Source organism: Pseudoalteromonas sp. S1609 (genome assembly GCF_005887255.1).
In the GTDB taxonomy this organism is placed as follows: Bacteria; Pseudomonadota; Gammaproteobacteria; order Enterobacterales; family Alteromonadaceae; genus Pseudoalteromonas.
The window spans coordinates 64,882-89,850 of the sequence record NZ_PNDJ01000037.1; the positions used below are offsets into that span (position 1 = coordinate 64,882).

18 protein-coding genes are annotated in these 24,969 nt (G+C 40.9%); 9 read left to right on the plus strand and 9 right to left on the minus strand.

Going from position 1 to position 24,969, the window contains the following annotated elements; genetic code table 11:
* Positions 1–10: 10 nt before the first annotated feature.
* Positions 11–1,258 carry a sodium:proton antiporter NhaD gene (nhaD, locus tag CWB76_RS10870; protein WP_109874512.1) on the minus strand — a complete coding sequence of 416 codons (1,248 nt, stop codon included), beginning with the start codon at positions 1,256–1,258 and terminating at the stop codon, positions 11–13.
* Positions 1,259–1,454: 196 nt separating this feature from the next.
* Between nhaD and CWB76_RS10875 the strand changes: the two genes are divergently transcribed.
* The 4 genes from CWB76_RS10875 (at position 1,455) to CWB76_RS10890 (ending at position 6,726) form a co-directional block, all read left to right on the plus strand.
* On the plus strand, positions 1,455–2,726 hold the full coding sequence (locus tag CWB76_RS10875; RefSeq protein ID WP_131691174.1) for an MksB family condensin complex protein: 1,272 nt from the start codon (positions 1,455–1,457) through the stop codon (positions 2,724–2,726).
* Between the two features lie 5 nt (positions 2,727–2,731).
* Complete coding sequence (locus CWB76_RS10880; RefSeq protein ID WP_138607532.1) at positions 2,732–3,280, plus strand: condensin complex protein MksE; 549 nt, start codon at positions 2,732–2,734, stop codon at positions 3,278–3,280.
* Positions 3,277–6,069, plus strand: coding sequence for an Mks condensin complex protein MksF (locus CWB76_RS10885; protein ID WP_138607534.1), 2,793 nt, complete (start codon positions 3,277–3,279; stop codon positions 6,067–6,069). Before CWB76_RS10880 ends, CWB76_RS10885 begins: the two co-directional genes overlap by 4 nt.
* Positions 6,070–6,174: 105 nt before the next feature.
* Positions 6,175–6,726, plus strand: a complete 552-nt coding sequence (locus tag CWB76_RS10890; protein WP_055012621.1) for a DUF4136 domain-containing protein — start codon at positions 6,175–6,177, stop codon at positions 6,724–6,726.
* Positions 6,727–6,930: 204 nt separating this feature from the next.
* Here the strand turns inward: CWB76_RS10890 and CWB76_RS10895 are convergent, their stop codons facing one another.
* The gene (locus CWB76_RS10895) at positions 6,931–7,437 is read right to left on the minus strand and encodes a peptide-methionine (S)-S-oxide reductase (protein WP_138607536.1); all 507 of its coding nucleotides are present in this window, start codon (positions 7,435–7,437) and stop codon (positions 6,931–6,933) included.
* Positions 7,438–7,639: 202 nt separating this feature from the next.
* Between CWB76_RS10895 and CWB76_RS10900 the strand changes: the two genes are divergently transcribed.
* A complete protein-coding gene (locus tag CWB76_RS10900) occupies positions 7,640–9,493 on the plus strand; it encodes a TonB-dependent receptor plug domain-containing protein (RefSeq protein ID WP_138607538.1) in 1,854 nt (617 codons plus the stop codon).
* Positions 9,494–9,945: 452 nt separating this feature from the next.
* Here the strand turns inward: CWB76_RS10900 and CWB76_RS10905 are convergent, their stop codons facing one another.
* The gene (locus CWB76_RS10905; RefSeq protein WP_041708812.1) at positions 9,946–10,209 is read right to left on the minus strand and encodes a YkgJ family cysteine cluster protein; all 264 of its coding nucleotides are present in this window, start codon (positions 10,207–10,209) and stop codon (positions 9,946–9,948) included.
* Positions 10,210–10,380: 171 nt separating this feature from the next.
* Here CWB76_RS10905 and CWB76_RS10910 point away from each other — a divergent pair, with 171 nt between their 5' ends.
* The 3 genes from CWB76_RS10910 to CWB76_RS10920 all read left to right on the plus strand — a co-directional run bounded on the left by CWB76_RS10910 (position 10,381) and on the right by CWB76_RS10920 (position 15,729).
* Positions 10,381–11,553, plus strand: coding sequence for an efflux RND transporter periplasmic adaptor subunit (locus CWB76_RS10910; protein ID WP_138607540.1), 1,173 nt, complete (start codon positions 10,381–10,383; stop codon positions 11,551–11,553).
* A gap of 3 nt (positions 11,554–11,556) precedes the next feature.
* Positions 11,557–14,709 carry an efflux RND transporter permease subunit gene (locus tag CWB76_RS10915; protein WP_138607542.1) on the plus strand — a complete coding sequence of 1,051 codons (3,153 nt, stop codon included), beginning with the start codon at positions 11,557–11,559 and terminating at the stop codon, positions 14,707–14,709.
* A 129-nt stretch (positions 14,710–14,838) separates the two neighbouring features.
* Entirely contained in the window at positions 14,839–15,729 is an 891-nt protein-coding gene (locus CWB76_RS10920; RefSeq protein WP_138607544.1) for a dienelactone hydrolase family protein, read from the plus strand.
* 20 nt (positions 15,730–15,749) lie between these two features.
* Here the strand turns inward: CWB76_RS10920 and CWB76_RS10925 are convergent, their stop codons facing one another.
* Complete coding sequence (locus CWB76_RS10925) at positions 15,750–16,691, minus strand: LysR family transcriptional regulator (protein WP_171039624.1); 942 nt, start codon at positions 16,689–16,691, stop codon at positions 15,750–15,752.
* A 127-nt stretch (positions 16,692–16,818) separates the two neighbouring features.
* Between CWB76_RS10925 and CWB76_RS10930 the strand changes: the two genes are divergently transcribed.
* A complete protein-coding gene (locus CWB76_RS10930; protein ID WP_054201099.1) occupies positions 16,819–17,475 on the plus strand; it encodes a nitroreductase family protein in 657 nt (218 codons plus the stop codon).
* A 45-nt stretch (positions 17,476–17,520) separates the two neighbouring features.
* Here the strand turns inward: CWB76_RS10930 and CWB76_RS10935 are convergent, their stop codons facing one another.
* The 5 genes from CWB76_RS10935 to dapB all read right to left on the minus strand — a co-directional run bounded on the left by CWB76_RS10935 (position 17,521) and on the right by dapB (position 24,807).
* Positions 17,521–18,579 (minus strand): S66 family peptidase, encoded by a 1,059-nt coding sequence (locus tag CWB76_RS10935; protein ID WP_138607548.1) that lies wholly within the window; start codon positions 18,577–18,579, stop codon positions 17,521–17,523.
* Between the two features lie 169 nt (positions 18,580–18,748).
* On the minus strand, positions 18,749–19,225 hold the full coding sequence (greA, locus tag CWB76_RS10940; protein ID WP_010388635.1) for a transcription elongation factor GreA: 477 nt from the start codon (positions 19,223–19,225) through the stop codon (positions 18,749–18,751).
* Positions 19,226–19,275: 50 nt separating this feature from the next.
* On the minus strand, positions 19,276–22,494 hold the full coding sequence (carB, locus tag CWB76_RS10945; protein WP_138607550.1) for a carbamoyl-phosphate synthase large subunit: 3,219 nt from the start codon (positions 22,492–22,494) through the stop codon (positions 19,276–19,278).
* Positions 22,495–22,510: 16 nt separating this feature from the next.
* Entirely contained in the window at positions 22,511–23,647 is a 1,137-nt protein-coding gene (gene carA / locus CWB76_RS10950) for a glutamine-hydrolyzing carbamoyl-phosphate synthase small subunit (protein ID WP_008113125.1), read from the minus strand.
* A 362-nt stretch (positions 23,648–24,009) separates the two neighbouring features.
* Positions 24,010–24,807, minus strand: coding sequence for a 4-hydroxy-tetrahydrodipicolinate reductase (gene dapB, locus CWB76_RS10955; RefSeq protein ID WP_109874504.1), 798 nt, complete (start codon positions 24,805–24,807; stop codon positions 24,010–24,012).
* Positions 24,808–24,969: the final 162 nt, after the last annotated feature.

The window sequence follows — 24,969 nt, forward strand, 5'->3', positions numbered from 1 at the left end:
TATTATAAAATCAAATAAAACTACCCATAAAGTAAGAGCCAGCATAACCAAAGGTGTAACACACTAACAAATACAACGACAAACGAAGGTAACTTGCAAAAGTAAGTTCTTTAACCTTACTCATAGCAATAATACCAGCCGCCGAACCAATGATCAGCATTGAACCACCCACACCGGTTGCATACGTAAACGACAACCAATGCTGTTGACTCATTACAATGTCGGCTTTTAGTAACGCAGCCGTTAGTGGCACGTTATCAACACCGGCCGATAAAATACCCATTAAGTAGTTTGCGTACTCTGGCGCCATCACTGTATACAGGTTTGTAAATTGGCTTAGCACGCCGACTTCTTTTAATGCGCCAACAAGTAATAACACACCTACGAAAAACAGTAAGGTGTCGTACTCTATGTCACGTATAAAGTCGATCATATCTTTATTGATGTCTTTTTTGCGCATTAAAAATTGCGCGACTAAAAACATAATAGACAGGCCGAGTAAAAAGGTAAGTAACGGCGGCACACTATATAAAACACTTAAAGTAAGGGTAGAAATAACGGTAGTGAAGAAAATAACAGCGATAGTAATGTCAGTTTTTTCAATTCGTTTAAATTTAGTCTTTTTAAACTCTAACTGCTTGTTCATACCAATTGATAATAGAGTAGCCAGTAATAATACGCTTAATAATGCAGGCACAATTAACAATAATAAGTGACTAATAGTCACTTTACCATCAAGGAAAATCATAAGTGTGGTTACATCACCTGTGATAAGTGATACACCCCCTGAGTTTACAGCAAATACAATAAGCGTGGCGTACTTAACTAGTTTTTTGGCTTCAAGCTTTAATGACATTATAACAGCCAAGGAGATCAGTGTAGCTGTTACATTGTCGGAGATAGACGAAAATACAAATGCAAAACACCCTACCAAAAACATTAGCTTTCGTTCACTAATACTGGTTGGCATTATCCGGTTCACAACATTTTCGATAAGTCCTTTGGAGTTTAAATAGGCAACAAAGGTCATTGCGGCCATTAAAAACAGCCATAAGGAAGCAATTTCTAAAATATTGTGGTCAAGGAGGGTTTGAATCGTTTCAGGGCTTTGCCCATTAAGAGGAAAAATAAAGGAGATAATCCAACAAAGTGTACCAAAAAATAATGTCGTTTTGGCTTTGTTTACGTGAATCACATCCTCAATAACGATAAGCAAGAATGCAATCGCTATCAGCGTCAGGATAATCGAGGAAACCATGATATTAAACAACCTTCGGGTTTAAGTAAAAATTGAAACCATGTAAAAAATAGAGGTACACACTCTATGTGCCTATATTCGGCGCGGATACTATCACTAAGCGAGTGTAAAAACTATTATTAAATCGTCGCAAAAACGAATACCATATAAGTTCAAGAAATATAAAATAACGAATACTAGGATGTTGTAACGCCTTATGATCCCAGCTAAAAAGCTACTTAATACCCTCACTGAGCATTGGGGTGTATTAGAGCTATTATTTAAACGCTTTAAAATGGCCGACTTTAGTATTAAAGATTTACAAAATGCCATAAAACAAAAGCAACCGACATGGAATAATGAGCGTATTTATAAAGAAACCAATCGGTTATTAAATCAAGAAATCATTATTCCCTTGGCTAAATCGTCACAACTAGAAATTAACCGTGCCATTGCGGACTTTGCTACCTTTTTACTTCAAGAAGAACATTTAGGCTTAGCACAAGAAATAAGCGTATTGGTTGATGATTTAGCTCGCTTAGGTAATCGGCTGTCTAATGCCGGTGAAATGGAAGATTTTGATGATTTACGCCGCTTTAGCCGCATTATGGATGATCGGGTTCGTAAAATAATTAAGCTGTTTTTACACAACGAAAACGCCATTTTAAATATTGTTGAGCAAGCCAAATCAAATAACGCGGTGCAATCGCTGCAAAAGCGCTACAAAGCCGTCATAGAAGCGTTTGATGAATATATAGAACCCATGCTGGAAATGGTCGATATTAGAGGCGACTTTCATGCCTGTTTTACTCTAATTGAGCAACAAATTAGCACCCAAATAGAACATATTGAACGCTCAGGTAAAGCGTACAGTGATAAACGTATGCTTGAGCAATTACGTACCCGTATTCTCGAAATGCATCTAGTTGGTCGGACAAGCTTACGTAAAAGTGCCGATATGCTAATGCCACTGCGTGAAGAGTTGCGCCGTAATAACCTTATTACCCGCCAAGCGGCAAAAGTTTTAGGGCTAATTCGTAAAAACGGGGTGGATAATATGCTCAGCGCCGTGCAACCCCATTTTGTAAGCGATGCGCAAAAGTATTCATTGGGTCAACAGCGTCATATTGTTGCCTATATGGCAAGCTTAGCTGAGTTTGAACACCACGAATATCAGCTACCAGAACAAAATGATGTGCCCGCGTTTGTCACGCCAAACATTCCTGACTATCACGATGTAAAAGCGCAATTTACCAAACGCTTTAAAAAGCAGCGTAAAAAACCACAGCCTTTGCTGCAATTTTTAGACGAAAGCTACCCTGAACTTGAAGCCGATGAAATGTTGTTTTTGTATCAAAAGTTGGTAAGCGATAACACCCTAGAAATTAGCCAAAGCGATAAAAAAGCTCGCGTTAACATTGCAGGCCAGCACTTTAATTTATATCCCTTTAATTCAGAGCCTCAGGCTGATAAAGCCGAGCACGAGTAATCACCATGACCCATATAAACTTAGATGAGCTTTCTCACTTACAAGCCATTAATAAAAAATTAGTCGCCGGTTACCACATTTGCGAACAAGACACCGTAATATGGCAAGAGCTTGACCAACAAATAGACGCTTATACTGCCTTATTTACAGCACTAGGCCACGAGTTAAAACACGATAGCCGTGGTTTTTATTATTTTGCCAGCGATGAAAGCACCCCAAACATGGGTAAGATTTCACGCGCTGTAGCGCTCACTATTTACATTTTAATAGAGCATTTTGCCAATACAGGTAAAGACCCAATGCGCGCATTATTTGACGAGCCAAACGATTTAGAGCTCATGCAAACCTTGGTGCAACTTAATAAACATTTATTTGATCAGCTTGAGATATTTTCGGGTTCTGACTTACGAAAAGATGTGTATTTACGCATGGTACGTTTAGGCCTTGCCCGCGAAGTAGAAGGTGGCTTTATGTTGCAAGCCCCTATTCACCGCTATATTGATGCCTTAATGGAAGTAAACGAAGAGACCTTTATTAGTGAGGACGAGCAATGAAAAATTTATACGGACTGAGTAAACTCGCCCTACTAAATACCGCAGGCTATGCAAAATGTGTGATCCCACTGGATAAAAGTAGCTCGATTTGTGCCCCTAACAACACAGGTAAAAGCTCAGTAATTAATGCACTGCAATTTCCGCTAATTAACGATTTACGCCTAACCGAGTGGGATGGCCACGATTTAGATGAAACCCGTAAGTTTTATTTTTCATCAGATCAATCGTACATTTTATTGCAAGCCGATTTGCCCCATGGCTCAGTCGTCATTGGCGTAGCCGGCTTAGGTAAAATTGCCGGTTATGCACACCAATACTTTTGCTATCAAGGTAAGCTTGATTTAGCCCAGTACACCCAAGGCAATACCATTATTAAGTTTACCAAGCTGTTTAATCACTTAAAGCAGCAAGGTTACAACCCAATAGAGCTTAAAGCACAAGAGTTAAACGCCCTACTGACAGGCGGAGCGACGCAATTTGACGGTGAGATCAATTTAAAAATGATCCCCCTCAACAACGTTCAAGACTCTGCAATATACAAAGAAATATTTCGTCGTATTCTTAATTTACATAAATTAGGCGCAAACGACGTTAAGCGTTTTATGTTGCGTGTGTTTGAACGACATATGTCAAATTCTAAGGTCGACTTTTACGAGGTTTGGCGCCGTTCGTTTGATAAAGTAAACCGCGCAAAACGTGAATTAAAAGCCCTTGAGTCAATGCAAGAGCCCATAGCCGCCCTTGAATCTATGCTTGAAAACCAAACCGTTCTTAAAGGTAAACTGGCCGCTTATGCACCAAAAATTGACCAAGCACTGATTGATTTTGATGCTTACCAAGAAGAGCAACTAAGCGAGCTCAACATCGCTCTTGAAGATATTGAGCACGAAAAACACGAGTTTGAACAAAAGCAAGGGCTATACGTGCAACAATCGCGCGATATAGAGCGCAAGCAAACTCAAATTGAACAATGGTTTTTAGATTTCAACGCCCTTAAAAGTGAATTTGAGCTGGTTAATAAAGCCACTCTCAAAAGTAACCTAACGCAGTTAAAAAATGACTACGAGTCATTGTCACACTCTATTACGAGTGCACAAGGGCAAAGCCTGCACACCCTTGATTACCGTATTGGTGAAACACAAAAACAAATTAAGAGCTTAAAGTTACAACTTAAAAACTTAGAATTTAATTTATTCGCCCGTATGCGTGAAGACTTATCACTGAAAGAAGTAGAAGAAATATCGCGGCTATTGAACCCCGATCTTCTCTCCTTTGCCACCACCAGTAATGGCGATATAACCATTGATGACGAAGACGCCTTTGGTGAATTTTTAGCACAGCTGAGCGAGAATGTTAAAGGCGGTGTACTCACCCTACCCGGTGCCAGTATTAAACTTAAAAAGCTCTCACCAGTACAAATGCAAAGCGGCGAAAATAAAGAGCAACTGAGCGCTCAGTTAACCGCGCTTGAGCAATCATTAAAAGAGTTTAAACAACAGCGCGAAGTGGCCGCCAATGTTGCTGATAAACAAAAAGAAAAAGACGCGCTATACGAGGAGCTTATGAGTGCAGAAAGTGCACTTAAACGCTTAGAGCAATTTGAAGTGATGCAACAGTCAGTTGACGCCCAAGCAATGCTAAAAGAACAGCTTTTAGCCGAGCGCGAACAAGTTGACGATTACCTACAAGATATTCAAAAAAACAGTGGCTCAATTGCTGATAGACGCTCGTTAATCAAATCAAAACAAGCGCAAATTAATCGTCAAACAGAGCGCTTACGCCAAGTTAAAACTGAGCGTATTGACCACACTTTAGATTTATACAGTGGTAAAGTAACGCCTTACATGATTGATATAAAAATCGATTTTGATAATTTAAGCGATTTAATTCATCACTTTAATAAGGACTGCCAAGAGCTACGTAATTTCGATATAAATGTACGTAATACCTATATGCATATTTATAATGCCGGTATCACTAAGTTTGATAACGAAAACGATGAGTTTAGTAAATATCAAAAGCTTATTAGCGCGTTTCATAACATTGATAACGAGCGCGATGCAGTTGAGCGCCAAGGTCGCGTTGCCCTCACCGAAGTAGCCGCTACTATTAAGGGACTGCGCGAAGATTTAGACCGCTTACGCCGTGAAATGAATAGCTTTAATAAAGGCATTAGCCAGCACCGCATCTCAAACCTGCAAGCGTTTAAAATTAATATTATCCCGCGCAAAATGTTGGTAGATAGTATTGATACCATTATCAGTACCTCTAACCAATTTGAACAAGGCGATACGCTCGATTTACTCAGCCAAGAACCTTATAGCGAGAGCGCGGTAAACGAGGCAAAAGATCATTTAATTAAACTCGCCTCAGACAAAGCAGGCCTTACATTAACTGATTTATTTGATATTCGTTTTGAAGTGGTTAACCGTGCAGGTGAAACCGAGCACTTTGAAAAGATAGACTCGGCTGGCTCAAATGGTACACGTATCACCATTAAGCTATTATGTGGCATGTTGTTTATTCGTTATTTATTAAGCGATCAGGAACAAAACTTATACCGTATACCTATTTATATAGATGAAGCGGCTGATATCGACCCGCAAAATCAAAAGGCAATTATAGAAACTGCCCTGAGCTTTGGCTTTGTGCCAATATTTGCCTCGGTTAAACCGCAAATAAGTTGTGATTATATTGTGCCAATTCGTTCAGTAAAAGACGGCGCACAAAACTGGGTAGATGAAAAAGATTGGATTGAGGTTGAACATAAAGCCTCTCTACTGGACTAAGAATTAATTGGCTATTCATCTTAGCCAGTTACACTTATTTTAAAGATTTTAAATTAACCTCGCCCATGGTAGTTTAAACAAACGCACTTTATTGGAGCAAACGGAATGAAACACATATTTATTGTCGCAGCACTGGCATTACTAACCGCCTGTACACAAACGCCCGACTGGGATTACGATAAATCAGCAAACTTTAGTAACTACAAAACGTTTGCTTGGGTAGAAAACGCGAGTCTAACCAAAGACACGAATAACTACCAAATCAGTGGGCTGATGGAAAAACGCGTTCGCAATGCGGTAAACAACCAACTAAGCCAACAATTAGGTATGCAATTGGTTGACGTAGCGCAAGCTGATGTACTTGTTAACTACCATGCAAGTGTAGATAAAGAGCTTGAAGTTGATAGCTTTAACGTAGGCTACGGTGCACGTTGGGGTTACTGGGGCACAGGCTTTAATCACGATGTAAGCGCACGCGAATATGAAGTAGGCACGTTAGTTATCGATATTATTGATCGTGAGTCAAACCAACTAATTTGGCGTGGTGCTAAAGATGGTCGTTTAAAGAAAAAACAAACCCCATCACAACGTGAAGCCACCATTAAAGAAACGGTTGCCAATATTTTAAGCAACTTTCCGCCTAAAGCGCAGCAATAAACTTTAATTAATATTTAAAAGCCCGCATGTTTGCGGGCTTTTTTAGTTTTAAGAGCTTTTAAAATAAAATAATTCCGCGCTTCGCCCATCATGTCAGCAAGCTGCTCGTCTAAAAAAAAACAATGAGTTAAATGTAACTTAAAGGCCAAAGCGCGAGAAGCGATAACTTCTAATTACTTACTAAACGTGATTTCATTAACAAATTTACGATTTATACTTGTGCAATAAATCAATTGAGATATGGCAATAATCATTAGGGTGATTGGTTAAACGGTCTTGATGCTCGGGATCGCTAGGGACATAATTAGTCAGTGGCGCTACTTGTACCGCTATTTTTTCAGCATCATCACGCTGGCTAATATAGTCTCTGGTGATGTTTAAATGATTGCTGTCTTGGCTAAAAATGGCGGTACGGTATTTTTCGCCTACATCGTCACCTTGTTTATTGATACTGTATGGGTCAATAATCTCAAAAAAATAGCCAATTAATTCATTTAAGGTTACTTCTTGAATATCAAAGGTTACTTTCACGCATTCGGCATAGCCATCGTATTCACCTTGTGTTGTGTTACTCGTGCCGTTGGCACGCCCCGCCTCAGTAGTCACTACTCCAGGTAAATACCTCATAAACTCTTGCACGCCCCATAAACAACCACCAGCAAAATAAAGTGTGTGCTGATTTAATGAATGACTCGATTGTTGTGTTTGCATAATAAAGTGACCAATGTAAATAATTTATAGGTTGCAGAGTTACTATTTTGTAACGCTAGGTTTGATTATCAAATGCAGTTTTTTATCATTAATGTACAATAGCGCCCAAAATCACCCTAGCTTAGTGAGCTTACCTTATCATGTGATAAAAAATGATAGGTATTTAATTTTTAGCGTCATTGCATAAAATGAGAATAATGATATGAATCGTGCCCCGCACCTTATAATACCGGCCGTACTAGCCAGTATTTCAACTGTTGCTTATGCAGAGCAGAGTAAAGAAACAGCAACCATAGAACAAATAACAATTGAAGCGTCACCCACCGCCAATACATTACCTGTTGGTACATTTGATTCACCTATTTCTAATTTAGAGTACGACCCGCGTGTTGACTTGCAATCACGTAATATGGCTGAAGCACAAGCTGATGTAACGATACGCGGTGGTATTTTTGAAAATACCGGCTTTAGAATCGGCAGTGCAACTCTACTCGACCCGCAGTCTGGTCACTACTTTGCAGAAATTCCTATTGCACCACAAATGCTAACAGGTGCTAGTGTATTAACCGGAGCCGATAATGCACTTAATGGCATGAATAGCTCAGTAGGTACTGTGTCATTTGCTTGGAAACCAATAACAACTGGTGGCAGTGTCTCTTTGGGCGCTGGCTCAAATGACTTTAACCTACAAACAATTCATGCAGGTGTGAGTACTCCGCTTGAAGCAAACGCTAATTGGCATATTGGTTTTGAAGGTGAATATTCGCACTCACAAAGTGATGGTTCAATTGATTTTGGCGACCATGATTTTACCCGTACTTCTGGCAGAGTGCAGTTAACTGGGAGCGATTCACAAACTGATTTATTTTACGGCTTGCAAGAAAAGTTTTTTGGTTGGCCAAACCTTTATACCCCATTTGGTGTAAATGAAACTGAAGACTTAGAAACTCAATTATGGATGCTAAACCATAAACAAGCCTATGCTACCAACAGTGAATTTGAAGTATCCGCTTATTACCGCAAGCATAACGACCATTATGTTTATTCAAGAGAAAACCCAAGCGCGTTCCAAGCATTTCATGAAACACAAGTAAAATCATTGGCTATTTCAGGTCGTCATGCGCAAACAAAGTCAGTTGCGGTTAATTACTCGGCGCAATATATAGAAGACAGTATTGACTCCACCACCCTTGAAAATAACTTTACTTCACGTAACTACTTTAAGCTTAGTGTATTGCCTGAATACACAACAACACTAGCAAGCAACCAGCAACTAACCGTGCGTTTGGGGGCTGCGTTTGATAACACTAGTCGTGATGACTCTGAGCTATCGCTAATTGGTGATGTTAGTTTCAATACCCAAAATAACGATGGCACTGAGCGTACATTATATTTATCGTATGCCGAGGCAAGCCAAGTAGCAGGCTACACCGCCATTGGTGGCAGTGAGTCAGGAGGTTTGTTTAGAAGTAACGCTAACCTTGAGCGTGAAACCACCAAAAGCTTAGAGCTGGGCTTATTGCTTGAGCAACAAAGCTGGCAACTCAATTCAGCGCTTTTTTATCGTAAAGATAACAACCTAACCGATTGGACATTTAACTTTGATTCAAGCTCTGCACGATTTGCACAGCCTGTTGATATTGATACCACAGGCCTTGAGTTTTTAGCCACAAAGCAATTTGATAACGCAGAAATTATTGCCAGCTATGCGTACTTACATAAAACAGAAACCTACGGCGCTGAAAATATTGATGCTAGCTTTTATGCCTTAAACTTTCCTGATCATCGTGTAACACTCGGTGCGATTTGGAATCCGACGGATATATTAGAGTTTCGAGTAGATAATGAGTGGCGTAAACAGCATAACAATGCGCTGCGCCGTTCAGGCGACGAAGCGCTATTTACTCAGCTGACGGTAAAAATAACTCCACCAGCTGTGCCTAACTTCTTTATTAGTCTTGCGGCTGATAACTTATGGGATGAGTCGTTTGAAGAAATTCCAGGTACGCCAGGTCGCGGCGAGCAATATACACTAAGTGCCACGTATAGCTGGTAACTTTATCGCTCAGCGAGGGCTTACTCCACGCTGAGCTTGTTTTTTTAATTAAAATAAGAAACAGACCAGTAAAAAGCTGAATTAGAAATTTCATTTCGCAGCCCTCCCTAAGTACTCTAAAAGCGCAGAATCCCCTCCTCTGTGTACATGCATAATTGAAATAGTATGAGCAAAGAGAAGTGAATGAGAAATCACTAGTAACTAAGCCAAATAACTTTATGTCTAAGTCACTCACTCTTAAAGCGCAGCGCCTCTTCGCCCTCTTTGTGCATTTATAATTAAAAAATTATGAACTGAGAGAATTAAATGAGAAATAAATGAGATAACACTAGCGACAATGTAAAGTAGATACGTAATTTTCTTCTCTGAGTATGGGTTTTAGAAACACAAAGTAAGTGTCTACACTTTTCAAACGTATTAATTGTAAATATATGTGTATTTAATACAATAAATTAGGTTAATTGCTCTAATTCGGTAATTAACGTTAATGCTTGCTCATTGGTTGTTCCGCATACATCTAACGTGGCACTAAAGTCACTGCACACTTTTGGGCGCGACTCATCACCAAATAGCTTGCATAAATTACGTTCATCCAGCTGAATACAACGTTCTCCGGCCTTTTTACCGTTTGGCATACCTGGAATTGGCGAGCTAATACTCGGCGCAATACAACATGCTCCACAGCCTAAACGGCACGCCATTGATTGTGTTTTCATTCTAACCTCAGTAATAAATTTCAATTGTTTTGTTGCTGCTTTGTACATAAATAGCGTGTTTCGTTCTATTTGTAACCGCTTTGTGCAATGACTTGTTACATCTTCAAACACACTGTAAACACTTTATTGCGTATCATTAGCCCATCAGCACAATTTATGAAGGAATGCCCTGTGGCGACTAAAAAACAAATAATACTTCCGATCGCGGTCCTTGTTGGTGGCATTGGCCTCGCAGCAGGCTTTTCTGCAATGAAAAAGCCACCAGAAGAAAAGCCCCCCCAAGACATGCGCCCTTTGGTTGCAGCACAACCAGTCCACCTTGATGCAATTACCCTCGATGTAAAATCGTACGGTATTGTGCAACCAAAAGACCGCACTGAGCTGATTGCTCAGGTGAGTGGCCAAGTTATTTCAGTTGCAGAACAATTTGTTGAAGGTGCCTTTGTAAAGCAAGGTGACATTTTAGCACGAATTGATCCAAATGATTATGAAGCTGATTTAATTGAAGCAGAGGCAGGCCTTGCCCAAGCAAGCTCAGCACTCGAAATTGAACGCGCACAAGCGCATGTTGCTAAAGCCGAATGGGAACGCATTAAAGCAGACTCAAGCGATGTTACTGCATCAGCACTGTATTTACGTAAACCGCAATTAGCAGAAAAAATGGCGCGATATCGCTCAGCCCAAGCAAGTGTAAAACGTGCTAAACGTAATTTAGAACGCACATATATTAAAGCTCCCTACGATGCGATTATAAACGAGCGCAGCATTAGTTTAGGCTCTGTAGTTAATCCTGGTAATAGCTTTGGCTCTCTTAGTTCAACTGAGGTCGCCGAGGTGCGTTTACCTGTTGCCGATAAAGAGCTGCAATACCTTAATAATAGTGGCATAGGCGCAACAGTTGAATTTAATGCACAATACGCAGGTAAAGAAACTACATGGCAGGCTAAAGTGGTACGAAGTGAAGGTGTGATTGATCAAAAAAGCCGAATGAGTTATTTGGTTGCCCAACTTCAAACCCCATATGAAGGGGTTCAGCCACTTCGTTTTGGCTCATATATAAACGCTACAATTGAAGGTCGCGCCGTTAATGGCGCTATTGTTGTTCCTCATCATCTGGTTAAAAATAATAAAATTGCAGTGTTAAACGATGATTTAACTTTGTCATTTAAAACACTCAATATTATTCGCGAACAAGATGGCATGGTCATCGCAAATCAAGGCTTAGCAGAGGGAGAACAACTGATAACTTCTGCTCTTGAATACCCTAGCGAAGGAATGGCAGTAAAAATTGAAGACACTGTGACCAAACCAGACGTTACTCAACTTGCATTAAAAGGAGAGTAAACGATGACCACAACTGATGAAAAAGGGTTAATTGCGTGGTTTGCGCGTAACCCCGTTGCAGCTAACCTAATCATGATTTTTATCTTGATTGGTGGGTTGTTAACCGCGCTGACAATTCGTAAGCAAGCATTCCCTCAATTTGAAAGTAACTGGGTAAGTATTCAAGCTGTTTACCCTGGTGCCGCACCACAAGAAGTGGAAGAAGGCATTACTATAAAAATTGAAGAAAACCTTGAAGGAACCGAAGGTATAAAGCGTTTAATCACTTATTCTAATCGAGGCTATGCACAAGCCTGGGTTGAGATTGAAGAAAAATATGACGCCAAAGAAGCGCTAGATGAAATAAAAGCGCAAGTAGATTCAATTAATACGTTTCCTGCGGGTATGGAACGCCCTGTTGTTCAGCGTGAAAAATTTCAGCAAGAAGTAATGATACTCGCGCTTTATGGTGATATGAGTTATTACCAATTAAAAGAACTTGGCAATGATATTAAAGATGAATTGCAAAACCTTCCTCATGTAAACCTAGTTGATTTTTACAGTGGCTTAGACTACGAAATTGGTATTGAAATTAGCCCTGATAAACTTCGCGAATATGGACTCACATTTAGAGATGTATCTAATGCGGTACAAAGCTTTTCTACTAATATGTCGGCGGGGCAAATTCGCTCTGATACTGGCTACATTTCGATGCGTGTCGAAAAGCAAGCCTATCGTGGCGGTGAATTTGAAAAATTACCGCTAATTACATTACCAGACGGTGCTCAAATTAAATTAGGCGATGTAGCCACTATAAATGATGGCTTTGAAGAAGGCTTACTATATTCTAAATACAACGGCAAAAATTCACTGTCGTTTGAAATTGATGCCTCAAAAGATCAAGACATTACCGTTGTTGCTAAAGTCCTTAAAAAGTACCTAGCAAACAAAGCAAATCAACTTCCTGCAGGCGTTAAGTTATCACCCATCGTTGATTTAACATACTACCTTGAAGGTCGCCTCGACATGATGGTCGATAATATGGTGTGGGGCGGTATTTTAGTTATGCTGGTATTAGCGCTGTTTTTACCACTTAGATTAGCGTTTTGGGTAATGATGGGCCTACCAGTGTCTTTCTTAGGGGCATTCTTATTTATGCCTATCGGCTTTTTAGACATTACTATTAATATGGTGTCTTTGTTTGCCTTTATTATTGTTTTAGGGATTGTGGTTGATGATGCCATTGTTGTAGGTGAGTCGGCCAGTGCTGAAATTGAAAAACATGGGCACTCACTTAACAACGTTATTCGTGGTGTAAAACGTGTAGCCATGCCAGCAACCTTTGGTGTACTAACCACTATTGCTGCATTTTTACCTCAAGCAATGGCTTCAGGGCCGAGCGCTGCGTTTTCGAAAGCAATTGGTGTAGTGATTATTTTATGCTTAATTTTTTCACTGATTGAATCAAAACTAATTTTACCTGCACACATCGCAGCAATGAACCCGCGTAAGCCTAATCCTAAAAACCCATTACATAAATTACGTAATGCAGTTGATAGTGGCTTAAAGCATTTTGTTGAACATTATTACACTCCATTTATCGGTCGTTGTATCCATTATCGCTATACCGTGATTATTGGCTTTTTATGTATTTTAATCGTCAGTGCAGGACTCTTTGCCGGTGGAATGGTTAAATTTGTACCAAATCCTAAAATTCCGCATGATTTTCCGCGTATATCGCTAGAAATGAACCTTGCCTCTTCTGAGCAAGCCACGCTTGAAACAGCGCGTAAAATAGAAAATGTATTACTGAGCGTCGATAAAGAACTAGAGCAGCAGTATGGCCAATCTATGATCCGTGATTTGTCTGTTAGTCTGCGTGGTCGTACTAATGCGAGTATTATGGCCATTTTAGTAGAGCCTCACTTACGCCCAATCGATACCTTTGAGCTAAGCACTATGTGGCGTGAAAAAATGCCACCGCTACCGGGGCTTAAAACACTCACCATTCAAGATAGTATTTTTGGTGGTGGTCGTGATGATGGCGACGTTAGCTTTAGACTCGAAGGAAAAAATGCCGACGAGTTAAAAGAAGTATCTAGCAAACTAAAAGCTAAGTTACAAAGTATGGAAGGTGTGGGTGATGTAAATGACTCACTGCAAAGTGCCACCGACGAAGTGCAACTTGATTTAAAACCACTTGCTTACAGTATGGGCTTAACCCTTGCTGATGTGGCCTCTCAAGTAAGCTTTAGCTATTACGGCCTTGAAGCACAGCGTATTCTGCGTGAAGGTGAAGAAATCAAAGTAATGATTCGTTACCCGCAAAGCGAGCGTAACTCAATAAGCAACATTCAAGATACGCGTATTATCACTCCTGCGGGCGCTGAAGTTTCTTTGAGTGAAATAGCTATAGTCAAGCTAGTTGACGGCGTAAGCAGTATCAGACGTGAAAACTCAAATCGTACTGTTAATGTGTGGGCTGCGGTCAATAGTGACGAAGTAGAGCCATTTGCCATTGCACAAGAAATTCGTGATGTTTACTTACCAGCACTGCTTAAAAACTACCCTGGAGTAAAAAGTAATGTTGCAGGGCGTATTCAAGAAGAGATGGAAAGTGCTAATGAACAACTACGTGATTTTGCAATCTCATTAATGATTATTTTTGCGCTACTGGCCATTCCACTTCGCTCATATTCTCAGCCACTGATTATTATGTCGGTGATCCCATTTGGTGTTGTGGGTGCTATGTTCGGTCATATGGCTTTAGGTATGACAATGAGCGGATTATCAATGTTCGGCATTATCGCTGTAGCCGGTATAGTGGTTAATGATTCACTTGTTATGGTGGATTTTGTAAACAAAGCCCGTGCAGAAGGTGTGGCAATAAAAGAAGCGGTAATGCAAGCCGGAGCGCGTCGCTTTAGAGCGATATTACTAACCTCTGTTACTACTTTTATTGGCGTAATGCCGATTATTATGGAAACCAGTTTACAAGCAAAAATTGTAATACCTATGGCAGTATCACTCGCCTTTGGTGTGCTGTTTGCCACAGTAATTACGCTTATTCTTATACCGTGTCAGTACGTTGCGCTTGAAGATACAAAACGCATAATTCGAAAGTGGCGCGGCAAAGACCCTATTGTCGATGGCCAACCAGCAACGACCAATAGTTAATTCAGTAAAATCCCAACCAAAAAAGCTCGGCATAATTATGCCGAGCTTTTTATTTATAAATTAAACTGCTCGTTTTTTATGCCTTTTACGTTATGGTATTAAATAATCATAATAAAATAAGGCACTACTATGACCTCCCCTCAGTCTGAACACATTCCTCAAGAAGCATTTGATTGGTATGACGAATACGCTCATGGTTTAATTGATAGACGCACGTTTATGAAAAAACTCGGTGGCTTAGCCGCATTGGGCTTTTCAATGACAGTACTTACAGGTGCATTATTACCTAATTACGCTCAAGCTGAGCAGGTCTCATTTAACGACGATGACATAAAAGCCACTTACCAAGAATTTGATTCGCCTGATGGTCATGGTTCGGGTAAAGGCTATTTAGTGGTTCCAAAAAATACACAAGGCAAGCTACCTGTTGTATTAGTAGTACACGAGAATCGCGGCTTAAATCCGTATGTAAAAGATGTTGCAAGGCGACTGGCTAAAGTCGGCTTTATTGCCTTTGCCCCTGATGCGTTGCACCCACTGGGTGGCTACCCAGGCAACGACGATGAAGGTCGAGCCATGCAACGTACCCTTGATCGCACTAAAATACAAAATGATTTTGTAGCCGCTGCTCACTTTTTAAAAGCACAGCCAAATAGTAATGGTAAATTAGGCGCGGTTGGTTTTTGTTTTGGTGGCTATATTGTTAATTATTTAGCCTCAGTAGACAGTAACTTATTGAGCGCGGGCGTGCCCTTTTATGGCACACCTGCAAGTGAAAGCTTACACAAAAATATAAAAGCGCCGTTAATGATTCAATTAGGTGAACTTGATAAACGGGTTAACGCTACATGGCCTGAGTATGAGCAAAGCTTAAATGCTAACAATGTTGAGTTCATCATGCATAAGTATGAAGGTGCAAACCATGGTTTCCACAATGACTCAACTGGCCGTTACGATGAAAAGAGTGCCGAACTTGCTTGGCAGCGAACCTTGGCGTTTTTTAAAAACTATTTAAGTTAACGTTACTAAACGTGTATTTGTTACTCGTTAATTAATATACGTTTATCAACAATCCCCTGCTTTACTAGCTGATTCAATAAGTGAGCGGTTTTTTCTCTGCACACATCACGCAATAGTCGTACAGCGGGAGTAATCGATTGCCTGCTTGGGCAAATGAGCCACAGCTCACCACAGGTATGCTGGTAATTATTCATCACAGTAACAACGCGTTTATTTAATAAGTCATCGGCAATATCTAACGCTGATTTAACCGCTAAACCTTTACCTGCAACACACCAACGCCTAACTAAATCGCCATCATTTGAGGCACGTCTGCCCTGCATTTTTACTTTGTATTTTTTTTGGCCATCGGTAAACTCCCACACATTATTGATAATATCTTGCAGCTGGTAAAATAATCCGTGATGCTGCGCTAAATCATCTGGGTGCTCTGGCTCACCATATTTAGCTAAATAGGTAGGTGTAGCACAGAGTAGTCGCGGTACGTTGCAAATTTTAAATCCATATACACTACTATCACTGGGTGAGCCATAACGTAGTGCTATATCAACCGAATCACGAAAAAAATCGATATTGCTATCGCTAATGTGCGTACGCAAGCTCACACTTGGGTACTTATCCATGACTTCATCAATCCAAGGTATCACTAAGTTGCGCCCTAAATCAGATGAGGTAGCTACCCGTAACTCCCCTTCAATGGCATCATGTTCTCCTTTAAGATTTTGCCTTGCCGTTTCAAGCACGGCCAGAGCTTGTTCGCATTGGGGAATGTATCGCTCCCCTGCACTAGATAAACGCAAATGACGAGTGGTTCTAATAAATAATTCACAGCCAAGTGCCAACTCTACACGCTTAATAGCAGCACTGGCCGTTGCTGTGCGCATATCTAACTTGGCTGCTGCTAGCGTAATGCTTCGACACTCAGCTACTTTTAAAATCAGTTTTAAGTCATCAACCTGCATATTATCTATTTTTATTTGATAATGATTCAATAATTATGCTGTTTATTTTAAATAAAGCAAATTGTATTATGCTGCTCATACACTCAATGAACACTATTTATCAGCCCTTTTTTATTATGGAGAGACTATGACTCACCCTATTATTCGCGATCTTGAAAGCCGCCACACCGCTAAACGTTATGATGCTACAAAGCGCATTTCTCAAGACGATTTAGCGGTATTGTATAATGCTATGCGTCTTTCTCCTTCGTCAATTAATTCACAGCCTTGGAAATTTATTGTGATTGAATCTGATGCCGCAAAAGAGCGTATGCACAGTACCTTTGCTAATAAGTTTCAATTTAATCAGCCACACATTAAAGCGGCATCACACATTATTTTATTCGCTCATAATCCGCAATATACCCGTGAAAACTATGGCCAAGTAATTGATGCTGATATAAAAAATGGCCGAACTCAAACAGAAAACCGCGAGCAAGCTTTTGGCGCCTTTGCGTTTGTGGATTTAAATACCGATGAGAAGGGTAATAATGCCGCCTGGACTAAAGCACAAACCTACATTGCTTTAGGCAATACTATGCATGCAGCAGCACGCTTAGGGATTGATACCACACCGATGGAAGGCGTTGATGCACAACTGATTGGTGAGGAGTTCGCAAGCGAATTAGACGGCTACATCTGTGATGTCGCACTTGCGCTGGGCTACCATGACGCAGAAGAAGACTACAATGCTAAGCTGCCAAAATCACGTTTAAGCAAAGAACAAATTATTCAGGTTTTATAAGTCATAACTGCTCACTTTAAATAGTAAGTGAGCAGTTTATTATTACTAGGCTAGTTTTGTGACCACAGATGCACTGAGCACTTTGCCTTGTTCAACATCTGCGGTAACAGTGCATAATGCACCATTAACTAAGTTTAAATTAGGAGGAATGTGGCCAATATCAGCATCAATGATCACCGGAAATAAACACCCACCAAAAGCGGCATTTAAGCCTTGGCGATAATCAAACCCTGGGTCTTGCCCTTGTAAGGTCACATGACGACCAATAATCACCCCATTTATATCATCAAACATGCCCGCTAATTTAAGTGACAATAAAAACCTTGCAACGGTCGCTGGCGTGAGCTCTGCGCTTTCTAAATAAAGTACAATACCTTGCGAGGCATTGTGCTTTTTAAACTCATGCAGAGCTAAAAAAGGCGAATCAAGTAACAGCCCAACCGTATCAAGACACCCACCAAACAACCGCCCTGACATTTCAATACTGCGCTTATCGGTGTAATTTAAACATTGCCATTGTGTGGGAACGCTGTGATCAAATAATGCATTCGGGTTTTGTGCGTAATCAGGCTTGCTATGTTGATGGTTAGTCGAGGGGGCTTGCTCAAACTTACTGCTAGCCTCATAGCTTAGGCTTTCAAAAATTTGTAAACAATACGGGTCTTTTTCATCAGGGTGTAATTGAATTAAATTAGCACTATGCAGTGTTGCCCAATTACATTTTGCTGTCAGTGCACAAGCAATCGTACTGACATCTGAATAGCCTACTAACCATTTAGGTTTAGCGTTTTTAATTGCGCTAAAATCAAGCAGAGGCAATATTTCCATTGCCAGCTCTCCGCCCATTGGCGGCATGATCGCATCTATTTCATCATCTAATAAAAAGTCCATTAATTGCTTGGCATGCTGCTTAGCTGTAAGTTGAGTTCGCGGCTCGTTTTGACGTAAAAACTCCCCCTCAACAATCTGATAACCTCGATGTTTTAAGCCATTAATGACAATATCTAACCGTGGATGGTATTTTGATTTGATCCCCGCTGATAAAGAACACACGGCGATTTTAGATCCCACTGTTAAAGGTGCCGGATACAGTATATTTGCCATATTATTTCCTTATTGAAGAATAGGTTACTACCATAACAACATAGCCTACATTTACAAACAATGAATAATATTCAACCAATTCTAAACCAAATATAAAAACCAAGCATAAAAAAACCAGTGCTTATTACTAAGCACTGGTTTTTATAAAACGTTAAAGTGAGTTAACTAATTAAATATACTCAACCTCAATGATTTCGTACTCTACATCACCTTTTGGCGTTTTGATAATCACAGCGTCATCCGCTTGTTTACCAATTAAGCCGCGAGCAATTGGTGAATTAACAGAAATTAAATTACTTTTAATATCTGCTTCATCATCGCCAACAATCTGATATTTAACTTCAGCGTCGGTTTCAACATTAACGATGGTTACTGTAGTCCCAAAAATCACTTTACCTGTATTAGGCATCTTTGTTACGTCAATCATCTGCATGTTTGAAAGTTTTGCTTCAATTTCTTGAATACGGCCTTCACAAAAACCCTGTTGCTCACGCGCAGCGTGATATTCAGCATTTTCTTTTAAGTCACCGTGTTCTCGTGCATCAGCAATATCAGATACAATTTTTGGACGGGTAACAGTTTTTAATTCGTTAAGCTCATCGCGCAATAATTTTGCGCCACGAACTGTCATTGGAATTGATTGCATACTTTTCTCACTTAATCCCAAGGCCATGGTTATGGCCTTGGCACATTTCCTTAGTTCAATCGCAGGTGTAGTTCTTGAACAGACGTCACTTTACTGCGGTCATCTGCTTGGTTAGCAGTACAGTTAGCAAATGCCGCATTCAATGTCGTAGTATAATTGGTTTTGTGTTGCAATGCACCACGACGTAACACCTTCGAATCTTCAATCGCTTGGCGACCTTCGGTGGTATTAACGATATAGCTATACTCGCCATTTTTGATTCTATCAAGAATGTGCGGACGACCTTCGTATACTTTATTTACACGGCGAACCGTAATTCCAGCATCTTCAAGTGCAGCAGCTGTTCCACCTGTTGCATCTAGCTCAAAACCAAGTTCTGTCATGGTTTTAGCTAGTTCTACAATACGTGGCTTATCGCTATTACGTACAGATAGTAACGCGCGACCACCACGTGGTAAAGTGTTGCTTGCACCTAATTGTGCTTTTGCAAACGCTTCGGCGAAAGTATCACCAACACCCATTACTTCACCCGTTGAGCGCATTTCAGGTCCACGGATAGGATCCACACCTTGGAACTTAGCAAATGGCAATACCACTTCTTTTACGCTGTAGTAAGGTGGAATCACTTCTTTAGTAATGCCTTGGCTTGCTAAAGATTGACCCGCCATACAACGTGCCGCTACTTTTGCAAGTGCTACACCCGTTGCTTTAGATACAAATGGAACTGTACGTGCTGCACGTGGGTTTACTTCGATTAGATACACTTTGCCATCTTTAACCGCAAACTGTGTATTCATCAAACCAACTACGCCAAGTTCAAGTGCCATATCAGTTACTTGCTTACGCATCACATCTTGCACTTCTTGCGTTAGCGAGTGAGCTGGTAATGAACATGCTGAGTCACCAGAGTGAACGCCCGCTTGTTCAATATGCTCCATGATACCGCCAATAATCACTTGCTCGCCGTCGCAAATTGCGTCAACGTCAACTTCTATCGCGTTATCTAAGAAACGGTCTAGTAATACTGGCGCTTCATTTGATGCAGATACCGCTTCGGTCATGTAACGACGTAAGTCTTGCTCATCGTATACAATTTCCATCGCACGACCACCTAATACGTACGAAGGACGTACTACCAGTGGGAAACCAATTTCAACTGATTTAAGTAGTGCGTCTTCAGTAGAGGTAACCGTCGCATTTTCTGGTTGCAGTAAGTCTAAACGCTCAACAAGTTGTTGGAAACGCTCACGGTCTTCTGCACGGTCAATGGCATCAGGTGAAGTACCAATTACAGGCACACCGTTAGCTTCAAGCTCACGCGCTAGTTTAAGTGGTGTTTGACCACCGTACTGCACGATAACGCCTTTTGGCTTTTCAACACGTACAATTTCTAGTACGTCTTCAAGCGTAATTGGCTCAAAGTATAAACGATCAGATGTGTCGTAATCGGTAGAAACCGTTTCAGGGTTACAGTTAACCATGATGGTCTCGTAGCCGTCTTCGCGAAGCGCAAGGGCTGCGTGTACACAACAGTAATCAAATTCAATACCTTGGCCGATACGGTTAGGACCGCCACCAATTACCATGATTTTATCACGGTCAGATGCGTTAGCTTCACATTCTTCATCGTAAGATGAGTACATGTAAGCAGTGTCTGAGCTAAATTCTGCGGCGCACGTATCAACGCGTTTGTAAACAGGTACAATATTGAGTTGATGGCGCTTTTTACGAATTTCAGCTTCTGACACACCAGCAATTTCTGCAATACGCGGATCTGCAAACCCTTTGCGTTTAAGTTTACGCAAGAAGTCCGCATTTAAGCCGGCCATACCGACTTCTGAAATTTTAGCTTCATCTTTTAGGATGTCTTCAATTTGTACTAAGTACCAAGGGTCAATCTTAGTCAGTTCGAACACATCTTCAACGCTCATTCCATGGCGCATCGCATCGGCAATGTACCAAATACGCTCTGCACCAGGCTCACGTAATTCACGAATGATTTTTTCTTTTGCTTTCGGGTCGTCAAGCGCCACAATTGGGTTAAAGCCCGTTGCGCCTACTTCTAAACCACGTAATGCTTTTTGTAATGACTCTTGTTGGTTACGACCAATCGCCATTACTTCGCCTACTGATTTCATTTGCGTTGTTAAACGGTCGTTTGCACCGGCAAATTTTTCAAAGTTAAAGCGAGGAATTTTTGTTACAACATAATCGATTGAAGGCTCAAACGATGCTGGGGTTTTACCGCCAGTAATATCATTTTGAAGCTCATCAAGTGTGTAACCTACAGCCAATTTCGCTGCAATTTTAGCAATTGGGAAACCCGTTGCTTTAGACGCCAATGCAGATGAACGTGATACACGTGGGTTCATCTCGATGATAACCATACGGCCATCAACTGGATTTACACCAAATTGTACGTTTGAACCGCCGGTTTCAACACCAATTTCACGCAATACGGCCATAGAGGCATTACGCATGATTTGGTATTCTTTGTCGGTTAATGTTTGTGCTGGTGCAACCGTGATTGAGTCACCTGTGTGCACACCCATTGGGTCAAAGTTTTCAATAGAACAGACGATAATACAGTTGTCTTTTTTGTCACGAACAACTTCCATTTCGTATTCTTTCCAACCAATTAACGATTCATCAATTAATAACTCGCTGGTTGGTGAAAGGTCTAAACCGCGCTCACAGATTTCTTCAAACTCTTCCATGTTATAAGCCACACCGCCGCCGGTGCCGCCCATTGTGAAAGAAGGACGAATAATACACGGTAAGCCGATACGGGTCATGGTATCGCGCGCTTCATCCATTGAATGGGCAATTTCAGCACGTGGACATTCTAGGCCGATGTTACGCATAGCAACATCAAAACGCTCACGGTTTTCGGCTTTATCGATTGCATCGGCTGTTGCACCTATAAGCTCAACACCATGCTTTGCCAATACACCGTGCTTATCTAAATCAAGCGCACAGTTTAATGCCGTTTGACCACCCATTGTAGGCAGTACAGCATCTGGCTTTTCTTTTTCAATAATTTTTTCTACCACTTCCCAGTGAATTGGTTCGATGTATGTTGCATCAGCCATTTCTGGGTCAGTCATGATAGTGGCTGGGTTTGAGTTAACGAGTATAACTCTATAGCCTTCTTCTCTTAGTGCTTTACACGCTTGAGCACCAGAGTAGTCAAATTCACAAGCTTGACCAATTACAATTGGGCCTGCGCCTAAGATAAGAATGCTTTTTATATCGGTACGTTTTGGCATTATTACTCCGGTTAAATTAGTGGTTACGCGCTTGCATCAAATCGATGAAGTGGTCAAATAATGGGGCTGCATCGTGCGGACCAGGACTTGCTTCAGGATGACCCTGGAAGCTAAACGCTGGTTTATCTGTACGGTGAATACCTTGTAATGTACCGTCAAATAACGATTTGTGCGTAGCACGTAAATTATCTGGTAATGTGGCTTCATCTGCAGCAAAACCGTGGTTTTGTGCAGTGATCATTACAACATCGCGGTCAAGATCTTTAACTGGGTGGTTACCACCATGGTGGCCAAACTTCATTTTTACTGTTTTAGCACCTGAGGCAAGTGCTAGTAGTTGATGCCCTAAACAAATACCAAAAATTGGCGTGTCGGTTTCTAAAAAGGTTTTAATTGCATCAATGGCATAAGTACATGGCTCAGGATCGCCAGGGCCGTTTGATAAGAAAATACCATCTGGGTTTAAGGCTAGTACGTCAGCGGCAGAGGTTTGTGCTGGGACAACGGTCAGTTTACAACCACGATCAACAAGCATACGTAAAATGTTACGTTTAACACCGAAGTCGTAGGCAACAACATGAAACTTTTCATCATCAGCGTGTAAGGTTTTAAACCCCTCGCCTAATGTCCAGCTTGATTCGCGCCACTCAAAATTTTCCTTGGTTGAGACAACTTTTGCTAAATCCATACCTTTTAAGCCTGGGAAGGCTTGCGCGGCTTCGAGCGCTTTTTTCTCGTCTAGTTCGTCACCAGCAACAATACAGCCATTTTGTGCGCCTTTGTCACGCAAAATACGGGTTAGTTTTCTGGTGTCGATGTCCGCAATACCTAAAATATTACGTTCTTTTAAGTAATCATCTAACGATTGCTCGTTACGAAAATTACTTGCTAGCAGTGGCAAATCACGGATCACTAGGCCTTTCGCCCAAATGTGACTCGCTTCTTCGTCTTCGCTGTTGGTACCCGTATTACCGATATGTGGGTACGTCAAAGTTACGATTTGTTCCGCGTACGATGGATCAGTCAAAATTTCTTGATAACCAGTCATAGACGTATTGAATACTACTTCACCGACTGACATGCCGTCAGCGCCGATTGCAGTACCGCGAAACACTGTGCCGTCTTCTAGGACTAACAGAGCGGATTTAGTCAAGTTAAACCTCCTAACAGTAAAAAACGGGAGTAAGCAAATTGCTTAACACCCCGCCAATACCCAAATAATTGGTCAAAACCTGATTCCTGTGAGCTTAAATTGTTTTACGCAGTCTTAAATGATGCCGATGTAAACCACTAAACCTTCATTCATTTTTCTTGCCTAAAACTCTTTTTATTCCCACACAAACCCCGGTTTTGCTAACCATATGAGTATAATTGGAAACACGCATTTAGTAATTTTTGGCAAATTGGCTGCATTCTACATGAAGTTGGCTTTTAGGTCTAACGCTAATTAGTAAATTGTAATAAATAAGTGGTTATACCAAAAAACCACCTCAAAGCGTTAAAAAAGGAACTTAACTACTTTAAATCTAGCACATCTTGCATATCATAAAGTCCTGCTGGTTTATTTTTCAACCACTGCGCAGCTCTTATAGCACCTAGCGCGAAGGTCATTCGCGAACTTGCTTTATGGGTTAATTCAAGTCTTTCGCCCATTGTAGCGAAGTAGGCTGTGTGTTCACCTACTATATCGCCGCCTCTTAGCACCGAATAGCCAATTTCATTTTGTGATTTGGCCTGCTCTATGTTGTTACGATCATAAACAGCAACCTCATCATGATCCCACCCTTTAGCCTGTGCAATCGACTCGCCAATAGCTAATGCTGTACCCGATGGCGCATCGATTTTATGGCGATGATGCGCTTCAAAAATTTCAATATCTAAATCATCGCCTAATTTTGTCGCTGCTGTTTGCACTAAGTTAAGCAGTAAATTTACGCCCACGCTATAATTACGCGCAAATACGATCGGGATATGTTTAGCGGCATCGGTTAATAGAGCCATATCATCATGAGTTAAGCCAGTGGTGCCAATTACCATAGGTGTTTTTTTCTCAACAGCTGTTTTTAAGTGATTTCTCATGCCTTGTGGAAGGGTAAAGTCTATAAGCACATCTACATTTTCAACCTGCTGTTCACTGCTAAAGTGAATGTCTTTTGCAGCTGCACTATTAAGTTGATTAACCGATAGACCGACTAACTCAGACTCACTGCGTACATAGGCCGCCGCTAATTGTGAATTTTTATTGATTGTTGCTGCTTCTAAAAGTGCTAGGCCCATACGGCCATTCGCACCAAACACACCTACTCGATTCATCTTTTTACAACCTATGTATTTTTTAGTTAGCTAGATTTTATCTAAAACTCATGTAATAGTCAGGAAAGCTTATAAAAAAGCTTCGATTATTTTAGGGTCTGTTGACCTTTGCGGATTAAAATTTGTTTAAACTAGGAGTGGTTTAATCGTGGCGCGAGGTTT